21 protein-coding genes are annotated in these 21453 nt (G+C 44.0%); 7 read left to right on the top strand and 14 right to left on the bottom strand.

Features of this window, described 5'->3' with window-relative positions; all coding sequences use genetic code 11:
• Position 1: 1 nt before the first annotated feature.
• Entirely contained in the window at positions 2-403 is a 402-nt protein-coding gene (locus WH95_RS11340; RefSeq protein WP_046507098.1) for a VOC family protein, read from the bottom strand.
• Between the two features lie 169 nt (positions 404-572).
• On the opposite strand from WH95_RS11340, the gene WH95_RS11335 reads away from it, so the two are divergent.
• Both WH95_RS11335 and WH95_RS11330 read left to right on the top strand, forming a co-directional pair.
• On the top strand, positions 573-779 hold the full coding sequence (locus tag WH95_RS11335; protein ID WP_046507096.1) for a hypothetical protein: 207 nt from the start codon (positions 573-575) through the stop codon (positions 777-779).
• 16 nt (positions 780-795) lie between these two features.
• Positions 796-1353: a hypothetical protein gene (locus WH95_RS11330; protein ID WP_157845943.1), complete on the top strand. Its 558-nt coding sequence runs from the start codon at positions 796-798 to the stop codon at positions 1351-1353.
• A gap of 24 nt (positions 1354-1377) precedes the next feature.
• Here the strand turns inward: WH95_RS11330 and WH95_RS11325 are convergent, their stop codons facing one another.
• The 9 genes from WH95_RS11325 to WH95_RS11285 form a co-directional block, all read right to left on the bottom strand.
• Positions 1378-2085 carry a response regulator gene (locus WH95_RS11325; protein WP_046507092.1) on the bottom strand — a complete coding sequence of 236 codons (708 nt, stop codon included), beginning with the start codon at positions 2083-2085 and terminating at the stop codon, positions 1378-1380.
• Between the two features lie 5 nt (positions 2086-2090).
• Positions 2091-4355 (bottom strand): hybrid sensor histidine kinase/response regulator, encoded by a 2265-nt coding sequence (locus WH95_RS20610; RefSeq protein ID WP_052741967.1) that lies wholly within the window; start codon positions 4353-4355, stop codon positions 2091-2093.
• A gap of 233 nt (positions 4356-4588) precedes the next feature.
• On the bottom strand, positions 4589-5521 hold the full coding sequence (locus tag WH95_RS11315) for an AEC family transporter (protein ID WP_046507089.1): 933 nt from the start codon (positions 5519-5521) through the stop codon (positions 4589-4591).
• Between the two features lie 133 nt (positions 5522-5654).
• Positions 5655-6347, bottom strand: coding sequence for a GntR family transcriptional regulator (locus WH95_RS11310; RefSeq protein ID WP_052741966.1), 693 nt, complete (start codon positions 6345-6347; stop codon positions 5655-5657).
• 67 nt (positions 6348-6414) lie between these two features.
• Positions 6415-7458 carry a Gfo/Idh/MocA family protein gene (locus tag WH95_RS11305; protein WP_046507086.1) on the bottom strand — a complete coding sequence of 348 codons (1044 nt, stop codon included), beginning with the start codon at positions 7456-7458 and terminating at the stop codon, positions 6415-6417.
• Positions 7458-8468, bottom strand: a complete 1011-nt coding sequence (locus WH95_RS11300) for an SMP-30/gluconolactonase/LRE family protein (protein WP_046507328.1) — start codon at positions 8466-8468, stop codon at positions 7458-7460. The genes WH95_RS11305 and WH95_RS11300 overlap by 1 nt, the downstream gene beginning before the upstream one ends.
• 97 nt (positions 8469-8565) lie before the next feature.
• Positions 8566-9849 carry a TRAP transporter large permease gene (locus WH95_RS11295; protein WP_046507083.1) on the bottom strand — a complete coding sequence of 428 codons (1284 nt, stop codon included), beginning with the start codon at positions 9847-9849 and terminating at the stop codon, positions 8566-8568.
• On the bottom strand, positions 9846-10391 hold the full coding sequence (locus WH95_RS11290) for a TRAP transporter small permease (protein WP_046507080.1): 546 nt from the start codon (positions 10389-10391) through the stop codon (positions 9846-9848). The genes WH95_RS11295 and WH95_RS11290 overlap by 4 nt, the downstream gene beginning before the upstream one ends.
• Before the next feature lie 70 nt (positions 10392-10461).
• Positions 10462-11484, bottom strand: coding sequence for a TRAP transporter substrate-binding protein (locus WH95_RS11285; protein WP_046507326.1), 1023 nt, complete (start codon positions 11482-11484; stop codon positions 10462-10464).
• A 371-nt stretch (positions 11485-11855) separates the two neighbouring features.
• Here WH95_RS11285 and WH95_RS11280 point away from each other — a divergent pair, with 371 nt between their 5' ends.
• The 4 genes from WH95_RS11280 to WH95_RS21865 are packed head-to-tail and all read left to right on the top strand — an operon-like array spanning position 11856 to position 15243.
• On the top strand, positions 11856-12959 hold the full coding sequence (locus WH95_RS11280) for an isocitrate/isopropylmalate dehydrogenase family protein (RefSeq protein ID WP_046507075.1): 1104 nt from the start codon (positions 11856-11858) through the stop codon (positions 12957-12959).
• A 13-nt stretch (positions 12960-12972) separates the two neighbouring features.
• Positions 12973-14265, top strand: coding sequence for a 3-oxo-tetronate kinase (otnK, locus tag WH95_RS11275; RefSeq protein ID WP_046507072.1), 1293 nt, complete (start codon positions 12973-12975; stop codon positions 14263-14265).
• Between the two features lie 10 nt (positions 14266-14275).
• A complete protein-coding gene (locus WH95_RS11270) occupies positions 14276-14950 on the top strand; it encodes a class II aldolase/adducin family protein (protein ID WP_046507069.1) in 675 nt (224 codons plus the stop codon).
• Positions 14951-14952: 2 nt separating this feature from the next.
• Complete coding sequence (locus WH95_RS21865; RefSeq protein WP_046507067.1) at positions 14953-15243, top strand: putative quinol monooxygenase; 291 nt, start codon at positions 14953-14955, stop codon at positions 15241-15243.
• Here WH95_RS21865 and WH95_RS11260 read toward each other — a convergent pair.
• From WH95_RS11260 to WH95_RS11245, 4 genes are read right to left on the bottom strand one after another with little or no spacing between them, the layout of a single operon-like run.
• Positions 15236-15814 (bottom strand): sarcosine oxidase subunit gamma, encoded by a 579-nt coding sequence (locus WH95_RS11260; protein WP_046507064.1) that lies wholly within the window; start codon positions 15812-15814, stop codon positions 15236-15238. The genes WH95_RS21865 and WH95_RS11260 overlap by 8 nt on opposite strands.
• Entirely contained in the window at positions 15807-18773 is a 2967-nt protein-coding gene (locus WH95_RS11255; RefSeq protein WP_046507061.1) for a sarcosine oxidase subunit alpha family protein, read from the bottom strand. The genes WH95_RS11260 and WH95_RS11255 overlap by 8 nt, the downstream gene beginning before the upstream one ends.
• Positions 18770-19093 carry a sarcosine oxidase subunit delta gene (locus tag WH95_RS11250; RefSeq protein WP_046507058.1) on the bottom strand — a complete coding sequence of 108 codons (324 nt, stop codon included), beginning with the start codon at positions 19091-19093 and terminating at the stop codon, positions 18770-18772. Before WH95_RS11250 ends, WH95_RS11255 begins: the two co-directional genes overlap by 4 nt.
• A gap of 11 nt (positions 19094-19104) precedes the next feature.
• On the bottom strand, positions 19105-20370 hold the full coding sequence (locus WH95_RS11245; RefSeq protein WP_046507055.1) for a sarcosine oxidase subunit beta family protein: 1266 nt from the start codon (positions 20368-20370) through the stop codon (positions 19105-19107).
• 87 nt (positions 20371-20457) lie between these two features.
• On the opposite strand from WH95_RS11245, the gene WH95_RS11240 reads away from it, so the two are divergent.
• On the top strand, positions 20458-21432 hold the full coding sequence (locus tag WH95_RS11240; protein ID WP_046507052.1) for a GlxA family transcriptional regulator: 975 nt from the start codon (positions 20458-20460) through the stop codon (positions 21430-21432).
• Positions 21433-21453: the final 21 nt, after the last annotated feature.

The raw sequence follows: 21453 nt of genomic DNA, 5'->3' as shown, positions 1-21453 counted from the left end.
ATCACGCCTTCATTGGTGTGCAAATCTCAATAAGCGTACCAGCTTTGTCCCTTAAATAGGCTACGATCTGTCCCCACGGCTTTTCTTGGGGTGCTGAAATTGCTACAGCACCTGCTTTTATCGCATCCCCCCACTTTTGGTAAACATCATCAGTTACAAAAACCAGTGTCTGGCCAAAGGGCAAACTGTTGACGCTTAGTTTTTGGTAGTCCCCCCTAAAGCTTTCTTTCCCCATGATATGAGATGCAATACCCAGAATTGCCCCTTCCGTTTCAAGCTCTCCATAAAGCAGGTAATCGTGTTCTTTATATTCCATTCGAACTTTTAAATCGAAAGCCTGTTGGTAAAAGTTCAAAACTTCACGAACATCATCGACATAAATCACAACAAATCCAAGTTTCATAACAATCCCCTCTTTTAGAATTCGTATACGTAATTTTTACCCACAAACCCTTACGTCGTTTCAATGTTCGGTTTGGTTCAAAAAACTTTATCCAAGAAATATTTTGAACCATTCATCCCCATGCAAGCGACAAACGTCTGTACACCGAAATGAAACAGGAGTTCAGATAATGCATGTTCACCATTCTGAAAAAGATAACCAAAATGATGATTTTGTGGAGTTTTCAGATCTATTTGACGACATCGTTCCTTTTTATGAAGTCAAGAAAAACCGACAATCCCTTACAGATAACAAACACCATCTTCTCGACGAAAAGACGCAGCAATATCTATTAAACAGTATAATTGATATTCACGAGTTCCCCATTAAGCTGTAAACTTTTCGGCACACACATGAAAAAAGGCCTACCCATGTTGACGAAAACACTTTCTGCTGGCTCGTTTTTATTTTTGCTCACGGGATTATTCTTCACTTGTGCCCCCAGTGTATTCGCAAACGAACAAAAACCAGCCCTTAAAGACTTCGTTGAAACATGCGAAGCAGATAGATATGTGCAGCCCATTGGGGAGTTTTCTGTTGATGTTTATTGTGATGACGCTCTCGGTACCAATATTTCGGTTGTAAAACTAAAATTTGATGCCCCAATGGTTGGTCCCTACACCCTGACAAAAAGAACCTGGCAAGGTGGAGACTGGGCTTTTTCTATTACCAGCTTCATGTGGGGAACCGATAGAAAATCGCTTTATGTCGCAACAGAAGGATATAACGGTTCGGGCAAAGCCTACTATTTGAATGTTGAAACACAGAAAAGCCAAGAAATATGGTCAATGTCACCGGGTGATTGCGGAAGTGTTCTGACAGGAATGGACGAGAAACATGTCCTTCTTAAAAATATCCCCTGCGATGAAAATAAAGCCCGCGATATAATGATAGCGATCCCCCAAAGCTAAGAGCTAACAACACTTCCGGTATCCTTAACCAAATACATAACCAATCCCCCTGACAGTACGAATAATCTCTGGCTTTGTCGGGTTTGTTTCAATCTTGCGGCGAAGACGTGAAATACGCAGATCAATCGAACGGTCAAATGGCTCCCAATCTCTATCATGAGCCTGTTCAAGCAACTGATCCCGATTTAACACACGACCCGCATTTTCGGAAAAAACACGCAACAAGCTAAATTCCATAGCAGTGATGGCAATTTCATTATTGTCAGCATCAAAAAGCTGTGCGCTGTCAAGATCAAGACGACATAGGCCAAACTGAACAGACCCTGTGGTTTTTGGCGATTTTTGATCAAATATTACTCCAGGCCTTCGACGTAAAGTAGCCTTTATCCTTGCTTCCAACTCTCTTAGATCAACCGGTTTAGCCAGATAGTCATCGGCCCCCATTTCAAGCCCAACGATACGATCAACAACTTCTGAAGCTGCCGTTAACATTATAACAGGTACGTCAGAGCTATTCCGCAAATTACGCAAGGCTGTTAACCCGTCTTCCCCGGGCATATTAATATCCAGAATGACAAGATCTGGCGAATACATTTCAGAAGCTTCATACATAGATTTTGCATTCGCCGCCTCTATTATCTCATAGCCACGATCGCTCAGATATTCAGCAACCATTTCACGTAAATGCGGCTCATCGTCACAAACAATGATTTGATAACCATTCGCGTTCATAAAAACTATTTCCCGTTTTTCTGTATAAGCGATTGTACCAACATAACAAGCTCTCGGGGAGATACAGGCTTTTCTATATGCAAACACTTTGAATGTTCGATAAAACTGGCGACATCCGTGCTTAACGTGTCTCCTGTGACAAAAGCTGTTCGTGAAGCCATTTCCGGAAACTGTTCCGTAATCCGCTGCAAAAGCTCTGTGCCATCTATACCCGGCATTTTTACGTCACTTAAAACGGCTTCAAATGAATGGTGTTGTAATTCAATTAACGCGGCTTTCGCAGAATTTACCGTTGTCACCTGATATCCATCTTCAGTCAGAATTTCACTAATTAGATCTGCGACCCCTTGTTCATCGTCAACAACCAAAACGCGTTGCTTCAGATTTCTAGGCTCAGTTACATTAAGAACATCATCATTGATTTGATTTTCACCAGATGCCTTCATTCGAACGGTGAAACAAGTTCCGGTTTTCAATGATGATCGGAATGACAAGTTACCATTGTGGGCATCAACAATACGGTGACAAAAAGCAAGGCCAACCCCGGTCCCACTTCCGACATCTTTGGTCGTAAAAAATGGTTCGAAAATTCTTGCTTGTATTTCCTTGGGAATACCAACGCCATTATCAATTACATCAACAACCACTTCTGCCAATAGCTCGTCAAAGGAAGAACGAATGACTAGTTCCCCTTCTTCACCTTTTTCAGACAACGCATGCTCTGCATTAACAATTAAATTGGTAAAGACCTGTGCCATTTGATCATGGTCGGCAGCAACACAGGGCAAATCATTTGCCAATGATAAAGTTATTTTCGCGCCAGATACCCTTAACCCGTAACCAGCAACATCCATGGCAACTTCGATTGCTTCGTTCAAATTACAATTTTCTATCTGCATCGGGCGTTGTCTTGCCATAGCCAAAAATGTTTTAACGATTTTGGCGCAACGTTCCGCAGCGATTGCAATCCGATCTACTCTTCGCTTTACCTCGGGATCATCCGTTTTATCCTGAAGCATCAAGGCATAACCTACGACGATAGAAAGTGGGTTATTCAGTTCATGTGCAACCCCCGCAAGCAAACCGCCCAGTGCTGATATTTTTTCATTCTGATGCGCAATTTCCCGTTGCTCTTCCAACTCTTTTTGCATCAAAAGCTGTTCTGTAATATCACGCGTGGAAGAAACAATAACGTCTTCCCCCTTATAATCCGTAACACGCGCAGAAGTCAGTCCCTGCATAATAGAACCATCTCGCCGACGAAATTGAACCCTGTAATCATCCAAAGTCCCTGTTGGAAGCAAGGCCTTAAGATAGTCTTCACGGTCCTGAGGCTTTATAAAGAAGCTTTTTGCGGTATCAATATCGCCAAATCGATCACGGGAAGCTGGCGGAAAATATATGATTTTTCCATCAGAAACGCGAGATACCAAAAAGTTCGTGGGACATGCTTCGACAATTTTATGCAACAACATATCGGCTTCACGACGGGCTTCTTCGATTTGTCTTTGTTCCGTAACATCCTTGACCGTTACCAAATAACCGCCAAACCCGGTTTCATGTGAAGAACTTAACAGTATCCGGCCGTCTGAACGCTTTACTTCAAGCCCCTTTTCATAACGCGTGATAGATTCAATAATTTTGCTAACAAGTTTCTTGGCTTTTCGGGCAAGTGAGATTGCAGCATCATGATCACAGTGATCTCGATTTTTCGTAGTCAAGCCTTGCATAATTTCATGTATAGGCTGCCCCGGACGCAACTGATCCTGACGCACAGCAATCATATCGGCATACTTTTGATTTGAGAGGACGAAGCACAGATCTGCATCATAAAGTGCGACAGCTATATCTAATGACTGGATTACATCAAAAAGCACCTCCGACGAGGGTATTTGATCGTTTAATGCTTCATTTTCAAGAGGAACTTTCAGGTAACAGGTTTTACCTTCTGATGTTATGTAACGGGATAATGTAAGCTTATCACCAACATGACCTTGCCAAATAAAACCTTTTTCAGAGGATCGCCATCTACGAACAACTTGTTTAATTTTTGTTGAGTTTTCAGTCCCGCCTAAGGATCTTTCCAATACATATTGCTCTGCCTTTGTATCAGAGAAACCTTGTTTTTCTTCATCTGATAACCGCAAAAAACTATCATCCATCGTGAGCAAACGCCCAGCTTGATCGAAGGTCGCACAACCAGCCTCCATTTGAGATCCCTTTTGCAATACCGCCTCAAAAACAGACTTCACCCCATCAATTTCTTTCATATATGAGCCACAATACAATAATTCTATCTAATTACAGTACCAGGTGAAGGTATCTGTTAGATGTCTAAGCAATTGTTATTTGTATCAATTGTAACACTATCAATTCGCGATCGTTAATAATTAATCACAAACGACATCAAACGCATCTCAGGCATCGTGAAGATTGCTACGCTTTATTTGCGTAGCCTTAGGAAAAGACGACAGGTCACTGCCATCCAGATTTCATATAAATTTCAACCAGGAAAATAATGAATTAAGAACGGCAGAGTTCCCGCAGCACATAACGTTGTCAAGACAACCGCCGTAGAGGCTTGGAAAGGCATGACCTTATATTCTTCTGCAACAACACCTAAAACAGCGGCGCATGGCATAGCAGCACCCAAAGTTGCAGCCATTATCCATGTGGGGGAAACCTCAAAGCTTGTCATCACCACAAAAACAACAAAAGGGGCGATACAGAGCTTGAAAATAGATATGAAACCAGCCTCATAAGGCTTTGCGCTTATTTTTCGTCCAACCAACGATGTCCCGACAATAAACATGGCACAAGGCCCTGCGGTATTTCCAATAAATTTCAAGATATCTGTTATCGGCTCCCCCACCTTAATCCTCATAGCTGACAGACAAAGCCCAATGACAATAGAAACAATCAAGGGATTGAGAAGAGAACGCTTTAAAATTTTCATAGGGGTGTGGGCATTATCCACACTTTGCATTGTCGTAAGCTGTAAGAAAAAAGAAGCTAGCGGCAACAGGATCACCAGATCAATTGTCAGCATAAGAGCAAGCGGAATAGAGGTCCACTCACCAACACTTAGCGCCAAGACCGGGATAGCTAGAAAGCCAATATTTGCATAGACACTGCCAAGGCCTATCATAATGGCATGCGATGCCTTGCGCTCAAAGACAAGAAAACCGAGGGCTCCACTCGACATTAAGAGAAGGAGTAAGGAAAAGCTATAAGCCCCCAGAAATTTGAAATTTAACAACATGTCAAAATCTGTCGTCGCGAGCTTTTCTAGCAGAACAGCAGGAAGCGAGACATACATGATAAAGCGCGTGAGATATAACTGCCCAGCTACTGATATAATCTGTTTTTGTTTAATCAGATAACCAAGAGCAACAAGACCAAAAAAAGGGGAAACCTTGATTAAAATATCAAACATGCTTTCTCAAAGGCCCTTTTCAGGAAAATAATATTTGTAATATTTTTTATGAATTGAACAGCGGAATTTATGATGACGTTAAGAACACCATTGCCAACCAGACAACTGGGTACAATATAGTCAAACTGTTTTCTTATAATTGTGTAAGATGATGCTTTTCCAGCAGTTCAACCAAAAGCTTACCGGCATTTTCCCTATGTATACGGTGAATACGACGGGCAGTATCTGCGTCTTTTGCTTCTATGGCATCAACAACTTTTGCATGATCTTCATTTGATTGCGCGGGGAGTGGCCGTAACGTTAAAGTCAACATCCTGACCCGATGGGATTGATCAATGAAACGATCGACTAGTTCAATCAGCCTATTGTTACCACTCATAGAGACAAGAACTTTGTGGAATTTTTCATCAGATGAAGCCCAAAGTTTCAGATCCTGCGTCTGTAAAGCCCGCTCCATATCCTTAACGGTATCTCTTAAGCTCTCAATCTCTTTCTTGCTATGATCTCGTTTTGCAGCTTGCCATGCAGCCGTTGATTCCAAGCCTGTTAGCAATGCATAAATTTCTTTCATATCGGAAACCGATATTGGTTTAACCTTCATACCATGACGGGCACGAACCTCAACCAAACCTTCGACTTCCAACCGTGTCATCGCCTCGCGCGCCGGGGTTCTACTTATGGCTAGCAGCTCTGCCAGTTCGCCTTCCATAAGCTGTGTCCCCGGTGGCAACTCATTTTCCAGAATACGTCGTTTAAGCTCTCTGTATGCCTTTTCAGTTAAAGAGATTTTTGGTGATTTAGATTTCTTTTTTTTTAGTGCCGTCACCAATGACTATCCCCTTTATATTTGAGCAAATTTTTTAACAACACTATTGCGTTTATCAAGAGTTGTTTTAGCGATCAATCAAATTAAGACACTTCCCAAGATCATTTGACCGATATGCAGCTTCAGCCACCTGAACATTTAATAAATACTCAGACGCCGTGTTCATGATCTCTTTGTTATACAACAAATGATCAACAACATGACGTTGCAGATTATAAACGCAATCACCGCCAAAATCACAATCGTTCCAACTATAGTTTATTTTTTCATCTTGGTTATCACCATGCCGACGAAAAGATAATTCAGCATCGCCGTTCAGAAACAAAGTCCCCTTCGCACCCTCAATCTTTAACTCACCCATAGTTAGACGGCGATTGTTGGCTTTATGATCAGACAATCTATTTCCATCAAAAACCCCGCGCGTTCCATTGGTAAAATCAAAAATAATGATACCGGCATCTTCCCCTTTAATAACGGGGTTTAGACGCCTTAGATCAGCATAAATTGATTTTATTTCTCCAAAAAGAAAACGGAAAACATCAATCAAATGCACTGCCGTTTCGTGCACCAATAGACGTTCCATTTGCTGAAAATAAGGTTGTCGTTCCATATAGGCATCTGCCCCCTGCCCATCACCGGGACGAAGCGCATAAGAAATTTGATACAATTCACCTAAAATATTTTCTGCCAAAAGCTCTTTGACTTTCAGGTACCATGGTTGAAACCGGAAGTTTTCATGAATAATGATTTTGGCCTGTTTTTCTTTGATCAGGCACACCAAATCAGTCGCATCTTTGAGAGAAGGCGTAAAAGGCTTTTGGCAGATCGCAGGAATACTCCTGTCGACACATGACCGAACATATGATTGGTGCGTTATCGGGGGGGTGATAATATCAACCAGATCTGGCGCAACCTCATCCAACATTTGATCAAAATCGTGATAGATAGATTTAATCTGATATCTATTCGCCAATTCTTGAGCAGGTTCCAACGTTCGATTACAAATAGCAACGATTTCCACCTCGGGAATTCTAGCCCAGGCAGAATATTGAAATCGACTAAAATAACCCGTCCCGACAGTCGCAACCTTTAGTGTTCTTGAAGGCTTCATCAGGATGCAATCTCACTATTTGGCAAGATTTTTTGAGGCCCGCTAAAATTCCAGTGCACAGGTGCGTGTCCCTGATAAGGCGACGCAAAAGAATAGATAGACTGATCCAACAAACAGCCAAGGTATCCCGTTTTTAAATCATCACCACCAAATGCTAAACTAGAGATATTTTTTAACTTTTTACTTTGTGCATTATCCAGATGTGGTCGTCCCATTTCCCCGGCTTGGAATGCAGCTTCTACCCATGCCAAGTGATCCTGTTTGCAATCTTCGATCATAATGACCTGAGAACCATCCGGGTCAATACGGATAACCCTGTTGCTTACAATAGAGGTAATCCATATTCCGCCTTTGGTATCAAAGGTCATACCGTCAGGAAATGTCCCCTGATCGAACTCTGCAACTATTTTTTTATTAGAGAGATCGCCATTTCCAGCAATATCAAAAGAGACCAGTTTTCGAGCAAAGGTTTCATTTACATAGAGCGTGTTGCCATCTGGGCTAACCAAGCATTCGTTTGTATAACCAAGATTATCGGCAACTATTCTAGGTTCCCTATTTTCTGTTGATGGATCAACCAGCACGACGAACCCGTCACACACATCAGGTTTATATCCTTCGCTTCTAGGCATCTTTCGTGTACTAACGGTTATCCAGACACGGCCTTTATGATCTAAATGCACATAGTTACTCGGGGGGAGCGGTTCCCCATCAACCTCTATACAAAACGGCGTAGTTGTCCCGTCTTCGGCTATACGATAGACACCACCGTCTGTGTCACCTAAATGAGCGACTAAAACAGAACCATCCGGCATAAGGCATATGCCATTTGGCTTTAGATTTAGAGATTTATCATTCGGTAACAAATACCACTGAGCCCCATCAGCTTCGGTTATACCGACACCGCCGCGCCAGTCAGCTGTATACAAACGACCATTTGATGTTGCCAAAACACATTCTGGTCTGTTCAGACCTGTGCCCACACTCTCGATACTATCAAGACTTATCATTGTATTCTTAACCTTAATACTCATTGATTAAATGAGCCTGAATTTTGCTGTTTAATTCAGGCTCATGATAATCAAGTTCACGAAACATAGCGCAAAACTACCGGAATAGCTCTACCATTGTCATGGATATTGCCGGAACATAGGTAACCAGTAACAAGGCCGAAATAGCAGCTAAATAAAGTGGCGCCATTGCCCTCGCGATTGACAGAACCCCCACACCAGAGATCCGAGATGCGACATAAAGTGTTGCACCAACGGGCGGTGTAAACAATCCAACCGCGACATTACACGTCATAATGACCCCCAAATGCACGGGATCTACACCAAAGTTCATTGCCGTGGGAATAAACAAAGGTGCCGTCAACAGAATTGCTGGCAATGGGTCCAGAACCAAACCAAGCATTAACAAAACAACATTAACCAGTAACAAAAAGGTAAATGGATTTTCGGACACGCTGTTGATAAACTGTGCAAGCATTTGTGGAAGCTGTTCAAGTGTTATAAGCCAGCCCAATACAGTTGTCGCACCGATGACAACCATAACAATTGCACTGGTTATGAAAGAATCAACGATCAACTTTGGCATTTCTTTGATATGAAAATCTCTGTACAGAACAACAGTAACAAAGAAACCATAGACCACAGCAACAGCAGCAGCTTCTGTTGGGGTAACAATCCCGCCAAAAATTCCACCAAGTATTAAAACAGGCATGAATAACGCTGGTGCAGATCGCACAAATGATCGCCAAAGAGCCTTGGCAGAAGTACGCTGCCCCCCGGGATCACAGTTTGTTTTTTTCCCGACATAGTAACACACAGCCATAAACAGCAGGCCAAAAATAAGCCCAGGAACAACACCAGCCAAAAACAAATCAGCCACAGATACATTGCCGACAAAACCATAAATAAGCATCGGAATTGATGGCGGAATAATAATGCCAATGGTTCCTGCAGCAGCAACCAGACCACCTGCGAAAGCTTTTTTATAACCTTGCTTGGCCATATTTGGAATCATGACCGAACCAATTGCTGCGGAATCTGCAATCGCTGATCCGGAAATACCGCCAAACAGCATAGACGCACCAACAACAACAAACCCAAGGCCACCGGGTAAAAAGCCAAAAGCTTCTTTTGCAAAATCGATAATTCGTTGGCCAACCCCACCACGCCCCATCAATTCACCTGCAAAAATGAACAGTGGTATGGCAATAAAATGATTTGGTTCTACGCCGCCTATAAAGTTCAGATATACAGCCTGTAACGGATATCCCAAATCAAATACAAATATGGGCAATATTGCTGTAATTAGAATTGCCCAGACAAGTGGTATTCCGATCACAATTGTAAAAAGAAATACGGCACAGATGAATAGTAAAATCATTCGAAATCCTCCCAACTATGGTCATCGGATTTCGAAATCCCGCCATCAATATTTTTAGAGATGCCCTGTATATCTATGAAGCAATTATACAGATGAAAAATCAGTGTAAGTAACATTCCAACCGGCAATGATGCATACAAAAGACCCACTGGCCAATACAGAACTGTCGTTTTCTGGGCCCAGGTATGCAGGGCTATGTTACTTCCATTGTAGAGTACAGTTACCAATATAACTGTGATCACTAGATTGATCAGAATTTGCAATAGGGATTGCAGCTTAAGAGGAACGAGGTTTTCAACAATCTCTGTAACACGCATATGTGCACCACGTGCAGTAGCCGCAGCACACCCCAGAAAAGTCAACCACAAGAGTAAAAACGCTGTTACTTCTAGTGACCAAGCTAGATCAAATCCTGCAGCCCCACGTAATACCGCATTGGAAAAAATAAGTAAGAGAACAATCACGCCGCCAGATACAAGAAAGACATCTATCGATTTGCTTAGATACCTTAACAAAGCGGGATATCGATTTCGGTAATCCACAATATGGGCTCCCAATCTTGATAAAAAGAAGTGCCTTCTCGAAAGAAAAGGCACTTCAATAACTTAAAACTTAGTTTGCCGGGAGTTTTTTACGAATTTCAGCAGTATCAGCCAGGACCTTTTCAACTTCGTCACCATAGATACCTTTGGCTTTTTCATATACTGATTGAACTGAATCACGGAATGGACCAATTTCAGGAACACTTACGGTGGCACCTGCTTTTTTCATCTCTTCAATTTGACCATTTACGGAATCACGCACCAGTTTACGGCTGAAAGCAGACGCTTCATTTGCCGCCTTTTGGACCGCGGCCTGATCTTCAGGAGAAAAATTCTGCCAAGTCTGCTCTGAAACTGTTAGAGGCAGAGGGCTGTAAACATGACGGGTCAGCGTAATATTCGGGGCCACTTCGTAAAAACGAAGGGATTTAATTGTATCAACCGGGTTTTCCTGTCCATTTACAACGCCCTGTTGGATAGAAAGATAAACATCAGTAATTGGCATCACCACAGTTTGGAAACCGATCGCTTCCATAGTCCATCTAATCATGTCGTTAGGATAAACGCGCATTTTTTTACCCTCAGCATCTTTAGGTGATGCAAGGGGATCACTTGTTGTAAAACTTCTAAAGCCAGCTTCCCAAGTGGAGAGAACGCGAAATCCTTTTTCAGGTAGCTTTGCAAACTCTGACTTCATCCAAGCTGAGTTATCATAAAACTCCCAGCCCTGCTCATAGGTATCAACAAGGAACGGCATCGCAGTTAAATTCAGGCTGGGCTGATGTGTTGCATAACTCCCTGTAGCAGAAACTGTAAAATCAACACCACCCAGCTGTAACTGTTCAATCGCTTTTGGATCATTTGCCAATTGACCAGCCGGGTATATTCTAACTTTATAGCGCCCTTGGGTATATTCGCTAACCTTTTCCGCAAAAACTTCGGCAGCGGCCTGACGGGAACCACCGGGATTATCCGTATGACTAAAACGGAGCACCTTTTCAGCATTGGCATCACCAGAAGTGAGCATTGCAGTTCCCAATAACGCGACTGCCGTAAGTGTTCCGGTTGTCATTCTAGATAATTTTTTAAACATTTTAGCCTCCCCAGCTAACAGCATGTTTTGCCATTTTAAATTCAATTCGGATTGTTGTTTGGCTGATTTGAAAATTTCAAAAACCACAACAACCTCTGACCTGGGTTACGATAAATCATTAAAAGTATGTGTCAATGTATATTTTAATGTATACATTGACACATACAAAAATTATCTATTTAATAGAAACAATTACAGAAACAAAATCCACGATAGAGAGTTGTTTTATATGGATTATTAAAATAATAAGCGAAATTTATTTTCTTGAATATTTTAGTAAAAATAAATTCCATCCCTCAAAAAAACAACAATACGTAACGCATTCTTCTGAATAGTTTCATGAAGAAAAAAGCAACAACAGGATAAAAAAAATGAGTACACCATCTTTTCAAATTGCTACGATAAAAGGTGATGGAATTGGCGTTGATGTGACTGAAGCAACTCTGGCCGTCATCAATGCAGCGCAGAAAAAAATCAACGGCTTTAACCTTGTTTATAATTTCATCGCAGCTGGAGCGGGATATTATAAAGAAACAGGCCTGGATATTCAGTCTGGCGGGGAAGAGGCAGCGGGAAAAGCTGATGCTATATTTCTGGGTGCCATTGGACTTCCTTCTATCCGCTATGTCGATGGTACAGAGATATCACCCCACTTGCGTCTAAGAGATCGCTTTCAACTTTATGCTGGTGTACGACCGATCAAGGCATACCCAAACTCCCCACAACGTCTTGCCGACCCTCGGGCGAGTGAAATTGATATGATCATCCTGAGGGAATCAACCGAAGGTCTGTTTTATTCAGCTGCGGTACATAACCGCTGTCCGGTACAGACCGACGAAGAAGTACAGGACATAGTTCGGATCACACGAAAAACCACAGAAAAACTTCATAACTTTGCCTTCAGATTAGCCGATAAAAGAAAATCACGCGGCGGAATGGGGCAAGTGACTTGTGTAGATAAAGCTAATGTATTCAGGTCAATGGCATTCTTTCGACAAATTTTCGATGAAAGAAAATCTTCCTTCCCAAACATAAAATCCACTTATAATTACGTTGATGCACAAGCTCTGGATTTTATCAGGCGCCCCTGGGAATTTGACGTTCTGGTTATGGAAAACATGTTTGGCGACATTCTTTCCGACCTTGCCGGCGGCTTGGTTGGCGGTATGGGCATGGCATCTTGTGGAGAGATTGGTGATAATCACGGACTTTTCCAACCCGCGCACGGCAGCGCCCCGGATATTATGGGACAAGATAAAGCCAACCCGCTGGCAGCTATCTTAAGTGGTGCTTTGATGCTGGATTATCTGGCAGATAAATCCGGCGTTCAGGCCTTGGAAGACGCAGCAAGAGAAATTGAACATTCAATTTATCAAGGCTTTAAAGAGAATTCTATTCGCCCAATGGAATTTGGCGGCGACATGGGAACAAAAGCTGTAACCCAAGAAATCATTCAACGCATTCAGCAGAAATAACCGAGAAGAAATTATGAGTATTATTTTAGGCTGTATCGCAGACGATCTAACCGGCGCTACCGATCTTGCTATGATTTTGGTTCGTGAAGGCATGAAAACCGTTCAAGTTGTCGGAGAACCAAATGCCGATACCCCTGCCCCAAATGCAGAAGCAGTCGTTGTGGCGTTGAAATCAAGAACAAATAATGCCCAAGAAGCCATTTCAATGACTATAAGCTCTTGTAAATGGTTACAATCTCATGGTGCGAAACAAATTTTCTTCAAATACTGCTCTACCTTTGACTCTACAGACCAAGGAAATATCGGTCCGGTAACAGATGCACTCATGAAACACCTTGAATGTGCAAGTACGATTGCCTGCCCTGCTTTCCCGGAAAACGGACGGACCGTTTATCACGGATATCTATTTGTGAATCACGGATTGCTCTCTGAATCATCTCTTCGTAATCACCCTCTCACTCCAATGAGAGATTCTAACATCAAGCGTATTCTTTCTGCTCAATCATCTTCCAAAGTTTCTAACCTCTATTTTGAGCAAATAGAGAAAGGGCACGAAGTTATTGCCCAAGCGGTTGCCGAAAAAGAAACGGGCCAACCGATCATCCACATTACAGACGCACTGAATGACAACCATCTACGATCCATAGGAAAAGCCTGTAAAGATATGAAGCTTGTCACAGGCGGATCAGCAGTCGCACAAGGCTTACCGTTAAATTTTGAAGAACAGGGTTTGCTTCGCTCCAGAACAAAGGCGCAATCTTTTTTCGCACCGGTCGGGGCAAGCGTTATTCTATCAGGAAGCTGTTCGGAAGCAACACGAAGCCAAGTAAGCTATGCTCAAAACCATATCCCAAGTTACTGCCTTGATGCCGTGGCAATTTTAAAGGGCGAACCTGTGGCTAACGAAGCCATCAATTGGGCGACTAAATATATAGATACGGCCACACCTGTATTATTATATTCATCGGCTGATCCGTCAGTTGTTGAACAGATACAAAACAACCAGAACCAAATTGATGTCGGATCACGCGTTGAAGCTGTCATAGGTGAGATAGCACAAAAACTTCACGCTTTGGGGGCTAATCGTTTTGTCGTTGCCGGTGGCGAAACGTCGGGTGCAGTCATAAATGCTTTAGCGGTCAAAACGATGTCTATCGGTCCACAAATTGATCCGGGTGTTCCATGGACCAGCACAATTATTAATGAAAAACCAATAGCTTTGGCCTTGAAATCTGGCAATTTTGGAACAGACGATTTTTTCATAAAAGCACTGAATCAACTAACGCAATACGAGATAACGAAATAAGGTTATTTTGATGAAATTTATAGAACTACGCCGCGACCTCATTCACACCGTTTTGGAAATGAACAGGATGGGTATTAATCAGGGCACATCAGGTAACGCAGCTGTAAGAGTAGAAGACGGTTTTTTAATCACCCCATCTGGCATGGCATACGAAGATATTACGCCTGCAGATATTGTACTGAAGCGGATGGATGGAACTTACGAAAGTCCAAACGGGCTGAGAAAGCCATCTAGTGAATGGCGTTTTCACGAGGATATTTTCGATGACAGGCCAGATGTTGGTGCCATTGTACACACGCACGGCAAAGCGGTTATGACAATTGCCTGTATGCAAAAGGATATTCCTCCGTTCCATTATATGATCGGCCTGATGGGTGGCGACACCATCCGCTGTGCACCTTACCAGACCTTTGCGACCAAAGAACTTTCAGTTGTTGCGGTCGAAGCACTTAAAGATCGCAAGGCCTGTTTACTGGCAAACCATGGGCAAATCGCCTTGGGAAACAGTCTGAAACAAGCTTTATCCATGGCAATGGAAGTTGAAACACTTTGTGACGTCTATTGGCGCACATTGGTTGCTGGTGGCCCAACTATTTTGAACAAAAATCAAATGGATAAAGCTCTGCAAAAATTCAACAAAGGGTACGGCAGTGCCAAAGCTTTTGTCACTAGTGAGAGTAAATAACTATGTATGTTGTCCTCGTAGATTTCGAGATTAAACCAGAATTCGTCAAACCGTTTAAAGAAGCAATGCTGCTTCAAGCAACTACGTCACTAAAACAGGAAGAAGATTGCACTCATTTTGACGTTTGCCAAGCACCAGATGAGCCGCATAAATTCTTTCTTTATGAATGTTATACGGATGCCTCGGCCTTTGATACTCACTTACAATCAGATCATTTTCTCGCATTTGATCAAATTATATCAAACTGGATTGCGCACAAAGAAGTCCGATGTCTGGAATTGATATCTAGTTAACAGGTTCAGTATTGGCTGCCGACGTTTCGATTGCTTCCAAAAACGAATGTGCTGAAGAACGGGCAGATAACAAAAGGAAGCTATCTTCTGCGTCATGTATAATTGTTGTGCCCAGATGCTCCATAACCGTTCGTGCTACGGAACCAACGGGGAAAACGGATGGGTGGATATCCAGAGGGCAAATACGCTCTAACAAACATCGACTGTTTGTTCCTGATATGCGCACCCAAACATAACTGTCCGATTGATCCGTTAAGTAAGCTGTATCCCCCAGAAGATTACGCACAACTGAAGTTGCCGTATTTCCTGTATAGTCAAATACAAGAAAATATTGATCCTGTGCCATATTGAAAAGAACGACATTATCCCGGGATGCAACAGATAATATACCGGGTTTTGGTAATTCGATTTGATAAGAGCTTGTCAATAATTTGGCCAGTTCCCTTTCTCCATGTTTGGGAACGGCAATTGATACAATCGCCCTATCATTGACTTCATGAATAGAAACGCCTACGAAATCCCGGCTATATCCATCCAAAGGCGTACTGGCAGTAAGTGTGTAATCAGGCACGGAGACGTTCCCCCTCTGGATCAATAAAGTGTGCGGAAACAATTTCGACTTCGACCTCACTACCCCGAAGTGGATCCGCCGCACGTACGATTTCCCCCATACGGTCATTTCCCTGTTTTATAAAGCCAAGGCCAATGGAATGCCCAAGGCTGGGAGAAAAGGCCACTGACGACATCCATCCCTCATCATTTGTCATATTGGCAGCTTTGCCTTTCGCGATGAAATGAGCCCCCGCTTTAAGCTCATCACTTCGATTAACAGGGCGCAAGCCAACAAGGCTTAATCCATCTTCCCGATTTAAATTTTCACGTTCTGAAAGCGTATTCCCAATGCAATCTTTTTTCTTGGAAACCATGCGCCCCATACCAAGATCTTGTGCCGTCGTTTGACCGTTAAGTTCATTCCCGGCTGCATGACCTTTTTCAATACGCATAACGCCAAGAGCCTCTGTGCCATAAGCGGTTACATCAAACTCTTCACCCGCCGCCATTAACGTGCGTACCAAAGAATCTCCGTATCGGGTTGGAACAGCGATTTCATAGGCCAACTCGCCAGAGAAAGATATTCTGAACAAGCGCGCAGGAACACCATCGCAGACCGTAATTTCGCCACAGGCCATAAAAGGAAAAGCTTCGTTGGAAATATCATGATAGCTATCGACGACCTTTTGCAAAAGCTTGCGTGCATTAGGCCCTGCCACGGCAAACTGTGCATACTGTTCAGTGCTTGAAATTAAATGCACATCCATTTCCGGCCACAGGCACTGGCGACAGAATTCCATATGTCTGAACACGCCAACAGCATTCGCTGTTGTGGTTGTCATAACAAAGTGATTATCAGAAAACCTTGCTGATGTTCCATCATCCATCATGATGCCGTCTTCGCGTAACATGATGCCATAACGAACCTTGCCCACAGGTAACTTGGCAAAAGCGTTCGCATAAACCTTGTTCAGGAATTCAGCAGCATCTTTCCCCTGGATATCAATCTTTCCAAGCGTGGTAACATCACAGACCCCGACAGAGGCTCTGGTTTGCGTGACTTCACGGTCAACCGACTGCCGCCAATGGGTTTCACCTGCTTTAGGGAACCACTGCGCGCGATACCATATGCCAGTTTCAACAAAGACAGCCCCCTGCTCTTCTGCCCAGGCATGACTGGGGGTCAGTCTTGCAGGGCGGAAGTCTTTACCTCTGGCCCGTCCCGCAAGCGCACCGATTGCCACAGGTGTGTAGGGCGGTCGGAAAATTGTTGTTCCGGTTTCAGGGATCGACTTTCCTGTACATTCAGCCATAACTGCCAAAGCAGGAATATTGGCCGTTTTCCCCTGATCCGTTGCCATGCCAAGTGTCGTATAGCGCTTGAGATGTTCAACAGATCGGAAACCTTCCTGATGTGATAGCTTGACGTCCTTTACGGTTACATCATTCTGCAGATCCAGCCATGATCTCGCCTTACTCTCTTTCACATACCAAAAGGCTGATATGCCAACGGTCTCTTCTTCTGATATAGCTGCAACTGCTGCTGTTGGGTTAAAGCCAAGATCACTTACGGCCTGATTGCCCAAATCATGTCCGTCCTGCAAGACAGATGAGAGAGACAAATTACCTGCCGCGGCCCCGGCAACCATCATTCCCTGCGGCAACTCACCACCGGGAACAAAAGCAGCAATATCTTCTCGCCACGTCGGTCGACCACGCTGATGACAGGTTAGTTGCACATTCGGGCTCCACCCCCCTGACACAGCAAGGCAATCAGTTGGAATTTTCTGGCCGTTCGATAGCGTAATTGAACGGATGCCATGTCGCCCTTGGGTATCAACGATGCGCCCCCCCATAACCACAGCAGCACCGTTGGGTACATCAACAGGTGGTTGCCCATCTCGGCTATCAATGACGGCTGTAATCTCAACACCCTTTTCTGCCAAGTCCGTTGCAGTACGCCAGCCGTCGTCATTGTTGGTAAAGACAGCTACTCTTTTGCCCGGAAGCGCCCCCCAACGATTAACATAAGCCCGAACAGCCCCGGCAAGCATAATCCCGGGCCGATCATTGTTACCAAAGGCAATTGGACGCTCTGTAGATCCAGCGCACAAAATGGTGCGTTCCGTATAAACCCGCCACAGGATCTGCCTTGGTTTCTTTAGATTGGGCTTGTCACTAGAAGAGATCAGATGGTCCGTGGCACGCTCCAAGGCACCAATAATACCATGATCATATGCACCATAGGCTGTTGTACGTGTCATCAAGCGGACATTATCCATCGCTGACAATTCCGCAATTGCCTGCCTGGTCCATTCATGGCCACTTTGACCATCTACTGACAAGATTTCCGCATTGAGACGACCACCCATGTGAAAATCTTCATCCATTAGAATAACACGTGCCCCTGCCCGGCCAGCAGACAATGCTGCGGACAAGCCAGATGGCCCCGCACCAACAACAAGGACGTCACAATGTAAAAAGCCTTTGTCATAAATATCCGGGTCATCCTCCCCAGACAAACGACCTAAACCTGCAGCAGCCCGGATAACAGGCTCATAAAATTTTTCCCAGAAAGCTTTCGGCCACATAAAGGTTTTATAATAAAACCCGGCAGACAAGAATGATGAAAAGAGATCATTCACCGCCATAAAGTCATACTTCAACGATCCACGATGGTTCTGACTTGTCGCTTCTAATCCATGGAACAATTCAGTAATTGTCGCACGGGTATTGGGTTCCTGATACGCCCCCGAACGGAGCTGTACCAATGCATTTGGTTCTTCCGAACCCGCAGAGAAAATACCACGAGGTCGGTGGTATTTAAATGATCGGCCAACCATTTTATGACCATTGGCCAAAAGGGCCGACGCAAGCGTATCCCCCGCATAACCTTCAAGTGTTTGCCCATCAAAGGTAAAGTTAAGTTTTTGTGTACGGTCAACCAACCCGCCATCAATTCTGTTTATCTGGCTCATTTTTTACCCCGGCCTGATTTTTCAACTCGGCCGGATTTGTTCGCCTGTTTGGCAAACGCGACATCACGGGCCAACTCTACATTGGTAATATCATGGGTCAGAGTATTTCGGGTCACAACCAGCCAGGAACGGTCCCCCTGTTCATGATACCAAAGCTCTTGGTGTTCCCCGGCGGGATTATCACGCAGATAAAGATAATCATGAAAGAGTTCAGGCGCATTATCAGCTTGCCAGTCCGGGCGGTTGATAAGAGATGCATCACCTTTGTATACAAATTCCGAAGCATCACGAGGCCCCAGAAGAGGATGATGAATGATCATGTTCTGTGCTCCTAATGCAAGTTCGGTTGGGCACCGACGCCCTTTTCATCAATCATCGCCCCTCGTTTAAAGCGATCTAAACGATATTCTGTCGCTACAGGATGTGGTTTATCTTTTGCCAAAAGATGCGCATAACACCAGCCACTTGCCGGTGTTGCCTTAAAGCCACCGTAACACCAACCCCCATTAAAATAGAGGCCATCGATATGTGTTTTGTCGATAAAGGGTGATCCATCCATGGACATATCCATGACACCACCCCACATACGCAGTAAACGGGCACGACCGATCATAGGCATCAGGGCCATCCCCCCTTCGCAGACATCTTCAACAACCGGCAAATTCCCGCGTTGCGCATAACTGTTATATCCATCGATATCACCGCCAAAAACCAAGCCGCCTTTGTCTGATTGGGAAACATAAAAATGCCCAGCCCCAAAGGTGACAACACCGGGCAAGATCGGTTTTAAACCTTCAGATACAAAAGCCTGTAAAACGTGGCTTTCAATCGGTAACCGCATCCCGGCCATAGACATGACACGGCTGGATGATCCGGCAACACACACGGCAATTTTCTTGGCTTTGATGGTTCCCTGACTGGTTTCAACACCACGACAGATCCCGTTTTCAATCACCATGCCTGTTACTTCACAGTTCTGGATGATATCAACGCCCCGACTATCTGCACCACGGGCATATCCCCAGGCAACGGCATCATGACGGACAGTACCTCCGCGGGGCTGCAATAGACCGCCTTTGATCGGAAAACGCGCGTTTTCAAAATCAAGACAGGGATACATTTGCCGCACGCCGTCTTGATCCAGCAGTACGGCATCAGCCCCGGCAAGTATCATGGCATTACCGCGACGGGCATAGGCATCCCGCCCTGCATCGTTATGGAAAAGATTTAAAATACCACGCTGAGACACCATGGCGTTGTAATTGAAATCCTGTTCAAGGTTTTCCCAAAGCTTCATGGAAAACTCGTAGAAAGGCTCGTTCCCCGGCAAAAGGTAATTGGAACGTACAATCGTTGTATTCCGCCCGACATTTCCAGAACCAATCCACCCTTTTTCAAGGACAGCAACGTTCGTAATGCCAAATTCTTTCGCAAGGTAATAGGCGGTTGCCAAGCCGTGTCCACCGCCACCGACGATGACAACATCGTACTCTTCCCTTGGTTTCGGGGTTCGCCAGACAGGTTTCCAGCCTTTATGTCCCGTCAGTGCTTCCTTTATGACCTTAAAGCCAGAATATTTTAAGCCTCGGTGTTCCATCACACATTCTCAAATCTATTGCCTTTTATTACTAGAACAGTGATATAAAGATTGAGATTTCAAAAAAAGGACGCTTTATTACAAATAATGGACAATCATTCATCACCTGATCAAACTTATAAAATAGGTATTTTACTAATTGATGGTTTTGCCCTGATGTCCTACTCATCAGTTATCGAACCATTACGTGCTGGTAATTTTCTTGCGAAAACAACTCTTTATCAAATTGACCATATTGCTGTAGGAAATGAATACGAAATTATAAGTTCAAGCGGCGCTGCAATCAGCGCCAATACCACAATCTCTGAAAACAAAGATTATGACCTTATCCTCGTTGTCGCCGGGGGAGATCCATCCAGCTTTGATGATCAGCAAACATTTCAGTGGTTACGGAACAAAGCACGTCATGGGGTCAGATTGGGGGGCGTTTCAGGCGGCCCGGTTATCCTTGCCAATGCGGGCGTTATGAAAGGATATCGAATGACGGTACACTGGGAACATGCCGCGGCACTGTCGGAAAACACACCTACACTGTTGCTTGAACGAAGCCTCTACATCATGGATAGAGATCGCATCACCTGTGCAGGCGGCGTTGCCCCCCTGGATATGATGCATGTATTACAAAGCGAAATTCATGGACCGGAATTTGCCAGAAGAGTCAGTGACTGGTTTATTCATACAGATGTAAGACCGCCAGGTGACCCCCAGAGATCTGGAATGGTAGAGCGATATGGCACCCATCATCCCTCTATTATTCAAACACTGGAAACTATGGAAAACCATATCGCAGATCCTTTGAGCTTAAAACAACTCGCCTTGTTATCCTCTATTAGTCCGCGCCAATTAAACAGGATCTTTATCGACAAAATCGGACAAAGCACCATGTCTGTCTATCGAAGTTTACGATTGGAAAAGGCCTATAATCTTATTCAACATACTGTGCTGTCATTAACAGAGATTGCACTGGCGACAGGCTTTTCCAGCTCTGCACACTTCTCCAAAGCCTTTCAGGATAAATATGGCTCCTCACCCTCGTCCTATAGGCAAAACGCCACCTTCTAAGCACAATAATCCTAATTGTGA

It is taken from the genome of Kiloniella litopenaei (assembly GCF_000982415.1).
Classification (GTDB): Bacteria; Pseudomonadota; Alphaproteobacteria; order Kiloniellales; family Kiloniellaceae; genus Kiloniella; species Kiloniella litopenaei.
Note: the sequence above shows the minus strand (reverse complement) of the source record. Positions and strands in the feature narration are given on the sequence as shown.

Coding starts and splice junctions, on each gene's coding strand:
- WH95_RS21865 (WP_046507067.1), top strand. CDS start 14,953: ATGTATGTTGTCCTCGTAGATTTCGAGATTAAACCAGAATTCGTCAAA.
- WH95_RS11295 (WP_046507083.1), bottom strand. CDS start 9,849: ATGATTTTACTATTCATCTGTGCCGTATTTCTTTTTACAATTGTGATC.
- WH95_RS11280 (WP_046507075.1), top strand. CDS start 11,856: ATGAGTACACCATCTTTTCAAATTGCTACGATAAAAGGTGATGGAATT.
- WH95_RS11315 (WP_046507089.1), bottom strand. CDS start 5,521: ATGTTTGATATTTTAATCAAGGTTTCCCCTTTTTTTGGTCTTGTTGCT.
- WH95_RS11335 (WP_046507096.1), top strand. CDS start 573: ATGCATGTTCACCATTCTGAAAAAGATAACCAAAATGATGATTTTGTG.
- WH95_RS11330 (WP_157845943.1), top strand. CDS start 796: ATGAAAAAAGGCCTACCCATGTTGACGAAAACACTTTCTGCTGGCTCG.
- WH95_RS11285 (WP_046507326.1), bottom strand. CDS start 11,484: ATGTTTAAAAAATTATCTAGAATGACAACCGGAACACTTACGGCAGTC.
- WH95_RS11325 (WP_046507092.1), bottom strand. CDS start 2,085: ATGAACGCGAATGGTTATCAAATCATTGTTTGTGACGATGAGCCGCAT.
- WH95_RS11270 (WP_046507069.1), top strand. CDS start 14,276: ATGAAATTTATAGAACTACGCCGCGACCTCATTCACACCGTTTTGGAA.
- WH95_RS11300 (WP_046507328.1), bottom strand. CDS start 8,468: ATGATAAGTCTTGATAGTATCGAGAGTGTGGGCACAGGTCTGAACAGA.
- WH95_RS11255 (WP_046507061.1), bottom strand. CDS start 18,773: ATGAGCCAGATAAACAGAATTGATGGCGGGTTGGTTGACCGTACACAA.
- WH95_RS11250 (WP_046507058.1), bottom strand. CDS start 19,093: ATGATCATTCATCATCCTCTTCTGGGGCCTCGTGATGCTTCGGAATTT.
- otnK (WP_046507072.1), top strand. CDS start 12,973: ATGAGTATTATTTTAGGCTGTATCGCAGACGATCTAACCGGCGCTACC.
- WH95_RS11245 (WP_046507055.1), bottom strand. CDS start 20,370: ATGGAACACCGAGGCTTAAAATATTCTGGCTTTAAGGTCATAAAGGAA.
- WH95_RS11305 (WP_046507086.1), bottom strand. CDS start 7,458: ATGAAGCCTTCAAGAACACTAAAGGTTGCGACTGTCGGGACGGGTTAT.
- WH95_RS11340 (WP_046507098.1), bottom strand. CDS start 403: ATGAAACTTGGATTTGTTGTGATTTATGTCGATGATGTTCGTGAAGTT.
- WH95_RS20610 (WP_052741967.1), bottom strand. CDS start 4,355: ATGAAAGAAATTGATGGGGTGAAGTCTGTTTTTGAGGCGGTATTGCAA.
- WH95_RS11240 (WP_046507052.1), top strand. CDS start 20,458: ATGGACAATCATTCATCACCTGATCAAACTTATAAAATAGGTATTTTA.